The sequence below is a fragment of the Streptomyces niveus genome (genome assembly GCF_001723055.1).
Taxonomy (GTDB): Bacteria; Actinomycetota; Actinomycetes; order Streptomycetales; family Streptomycetaceae; genus Streptomyces; species Streptomyces niveus.
In genome coordinates this window covers 1-3,046 of record NZ_MDCR01000525.1, presented here as the reverse complement: position 1 = coordinate 3,046, position 3,046 = coordinate 1, and the positions used below count along the sequence as shown (strand labels likewise).

Sequence of the window (3,046 nt, the reverse complement as noted above, 5' to 3'; positions counted from 1 at the left end):
ACGAGTACGTCGCTGACGGAGTCTGCGGTGTGAAGCTCCCGGCGCCTGGTGGCTTCGGCGAGCAGCGTGGCCGGGTCGTGTCCGGCTGCTTCGGCGTCGGTGAGGGTGGCGGCGAGGGCGGGCCAGCCGGGTTCGGCCAGGATCTGTTCGGCCAGCTCCGGCACCGCCCTGCGTAGGTGCGCGGTCTGTCGCTGTAGCCGGGGCTGGGTGAGGCGTTGGCCGCGTTGGTGGAGTACAGCCATCGGGTGCTGGGCGGCGGCCTGGTAGGCGGTGCGCAGGTGTTCGGCGCTCTGGCGGGCTGCGGCGGCCTGCTGGGCGTGGTTCTTGCGGGCGTGCCAGTGGGCGGCGGCGGTGATGAGGAAGAACGCCATGTCGATCACCATGGCCGTGGTCGCGCCGTCCTCCCCGTGCCCGGGGACCGGTCCGTTGCGGACGAGGTCGCGTGCGGCCTGGCGGAGCGCCCGGCCGTGTCCGCGTTCGGCTTGGGTGTGGGAGCGGGTGGCGCGCTCGAACAGGAAGGCCGCCTGCCGCAGTTCGTTTCTGGTGGGGGCGGCGGAGGTGGTGGCGAGCGCGTCCAGGACTTCCCCCGCTCCGGCGATGCGGGAGGCGATCTGCTCGTCGGTGTCGTGGTCGATGACCAGCAGCGCCTGCCACATGGCGGTCGCAGCCCGCCGCCTTGCGCCCGCCGGCCCCGGCCACCGGGAGCCTGTAGAGGCGTCGGCCCGTGCAGGTTCCGCCTCTGGACCGCTGGTGGTCCAGCGTTTGCGGATCCTGGGGAGGGAGAGGTCGGGGGCGAGGGTGGAGCCGGCGTAGTAGACGGGTTCGCGGTCGTGGTTGCGGTCGTCGGGCAGGGCGACTTTGTAGCCGAGGAGGTCGCCGGAGGGCGCGACACGCTGGCGGACCACGAGACCGGCGGCGGTCAGGCGGTCGAAGAACTCGGTCTCGTTCAGGGTGCCGGCTGCTGCGTGGCGGACGGTTTCTCGTAGTTCCTCGCGCGGGGTCTGAGGCCGGTTCTCGCGTTCGGCTTTGTGGCGCTCGGCGCTGGTGGGGCGTTTGGCGGCGGTGCCGTCGCCGGGGTTGAGCTGCCGCAGGCCGTAGTCGGCTTCGAGGAGGCGTGCTTCGGCCTGGGCGCGGGCGGCGTCGTTGTTCAGTCGTGGTCTGCGGCCGTCTTCGCGGACGAGGGTGGCGATGATGTGGATGTGGTCGTCCGCGTGACGCACCGCGGCCCACCGGCATGCGGTGTCGTCGCCGGTGGGGTCGATGCCGGTGGCGGCGACCATGCGGCGGGCGATGTCGGCCCACTGCTCGTCCGTCAAGTGCGGGTCTTCGGGAGCCGCGCGTACGGACAGGTGCCAAACGTGCTGGTCGGGGCGGCGTGAGGGGGTCAGGGCGTCGACGGGCTGGTCGAGGAGTTGTGCGAGGTCGGCGTAGGTGGCGTCGGGGTGGCGGCCGGGGTCGGGGGCGAAGGCGTCCCAGGCCGCGACGAGGTGGGGGTCGGTGTGCTCCTCGCACCTGCCGGGCTCATACAGGTAGAAGACCAGGCCGACGGTGCGGCTGCCCCGCTTGTGGACACGGGGAATCATCCGGACCGGTTCTCGTTGCCGAGGTAGTGCTGGGTGAAGGCGTCCACTCGCTGGGCGGCGCGTTCGACGGCGTCGAGAACAGCGGTGGCGTGGAGTGCGTCGGCGCCGGAGTTGGCGGCCTTGGCGACCTGGTTGAGGTTGTTGCCGATCTGGCCGAGATGCCGGCGCAGCGCGAACAGCTCGTTCACCATTTCGCGTTCACCGGCCACCTCGGCGGCGGTCCGGTCGAGATCTCGGGCGGCGTTGAGGCCGGCGCGGGCGAGGAACGCGGCGATGCTCATACCGCAGGCGGCAGCGCCACGGGCGAGACGCTGGTACTCGGTGTCGTTCATGCGGCAGCTCGGTTGGTGCATGCGCTTGTCGTCGTCACGCAGACGCTCACGCTGCTTCACACGCGGCTTCAACGGTACGGCGCAAGGGTGCTCACACGACGAACGACGGCACTCGTGCTGCTCCTCCTGTTGTTCCGGATGGAGGCCGCCCTCGGCCCCCACCGAACCGGTCGGCGCCTCCTGGCGCCGGCCGTCTCCCGCCACGCCTGGGGCGGGAGACGCGTGAGCATTGCTGCCATCGGCAGCAATGCTCACGCGATAACTTGCTCCGCCTGAAGCCGAGTTGGTGTCCTTCCCAACCGGCTGGTGGGCGGGTGTGTTCTGCTCGTCTGTCATCGGATGCGGTTCCTCTTCGTGCGCGTGTGGTGCTGGATGTGGGCGGCGAGTTCGAGCAACTCGGCCGGCCCGCCGAGGACGCGTACCGGCGCTCCGGGCGTCTTCTGAACGAACCACTGGCCGGTCGGGAGGCTCACGGCGGCGTGCAGGAGCCGGTGCCGGACCAGGGTGTCGGCCCAGGCGGCGGCTTCTTCTGCTGTAGGTGCGTACGAACGCGGAGGCCGGGGGAACATCATGTCCTCCTGGGTGGGTGTGGGCGGGTGTCAGCCGCATTCGGGGCAGTGGCTGATGTGCCGGTTGAGGGCCTGGGCCATCCGATGCTTGGTCGATATCGCGTACTTCGCGCTGGCCTTCGCCGCCGGACGGCCGGCGTGCCGCTCGGCGTGGGCCTGGGAGAAGCCGATCTCGCGCTCGAACCCGGTCTTGATGCGACGGAAGCGGTGACATGTCTTCATCGGCTGCTCCTTGTAGTGGTGTTGGTGGTGGTCTCGGTGCGCAGCTGTTGCAGGACCAGGCCCAGGCGGTCGTTCCGGCCACCCCTCAGCCCCTCCTGGCGGAGGATTTCCCGCAGCTGAACCCGGCTGACGGTCTCGTTGCCGTCCCGCCCCAGCAGCGCCGGAACATGCGGCCGAACCCTCGTGACGAGTTCCTCCACCGACTGCGCCGACCCCCTCGACGCACCCTTCGCCTGCTGGGCACGGGACCGCTTCCGCTTGCCTTTCGCCTTTGGCTTCCGCCGCGCGGGGACCGAACGGCTCCGGTCCCCGCCACGCCCGGTCCCCGAGCTGGTCCCGG

The 3,046-nt window shown here is 70.9% G+C and carries 4 protein-coding genes and 1 pseudogene; all 5 read right to left on the bottom strand.

The window, feature by feature from the left end; genetic code table 11:
* Positions 1-1,583: relaxase/mobilization nuclease domain-containing protein (locus BHU15_RS37275; protein ID WP_069631117.1), on the bottom strand; the 1,583-nt coding region annotated here is incomplete at its 3' end.
* Positions 1,580-1,936, bottom strand: coding sequence for a plasmid mobilization protein (locus BHU15_RS37270; protein ID WP_171908532.1), 357 nt, complete (start codon positions 1,934-1,936; stop codon positions 1,580-1,582). The genes BHU15_RS37275 and BHU15_RS37270, both read right to left, overlap by 4 nt.
* 311 nt (positions 1,937-2,247) lie before the next feature.
* Positions 2,248-2,484, bottom strand: a complete 237-nt coding sequence (locus BHU15_RS37265) for a hypothetical protein (protein WP_069631118.1) — start codon at positions 2,482-2,484, stop codon at positions 2,248-2,250.
* Between the two features lie 30 nt (positions 2,485-2,514).
* A complete protein-coding gene (locus BHU15_RS37260) occupies positions 2,515-2,706 on the bottom strand; it encodes a hypothetical protein (protein ID WP_069631116.1) in 192 nt (63 codons plus the stop codon).
* Positions 2,703-3,046: pseudogene (locus BHU15_RS40995) on the bottom strand (hypothetical protein); the annotation flags it as partial. The pseudogene BHU15_RS40995 and the gene BHU15_RS37260, both read right to left, overlap by 4 nt.

Coding starts and splice junctions, on each gene's coding strand:
- BHU15_RS37270 (WP_171908532.1), bottom strand. CDS start 1,936: ATGCACCAACCGAGCTGCCGCATGAACGACACCGAGTACCAGCGTCTC.
- BHU15_RS37260 (WP_069631116.1), bottom strand. CDS start 2,706: ATGAAGACATGTCACCGCTTCCGTCGCATCAAGACCGGGTTCGAGCGC.
- BHU15_RS37265 (WP_069631118.1), bottom strand. CDS start 2,484: ATGTTCCCCCGGCCTCCGCGTTCGTACGCACCTACAGCAGAAGAAGCC.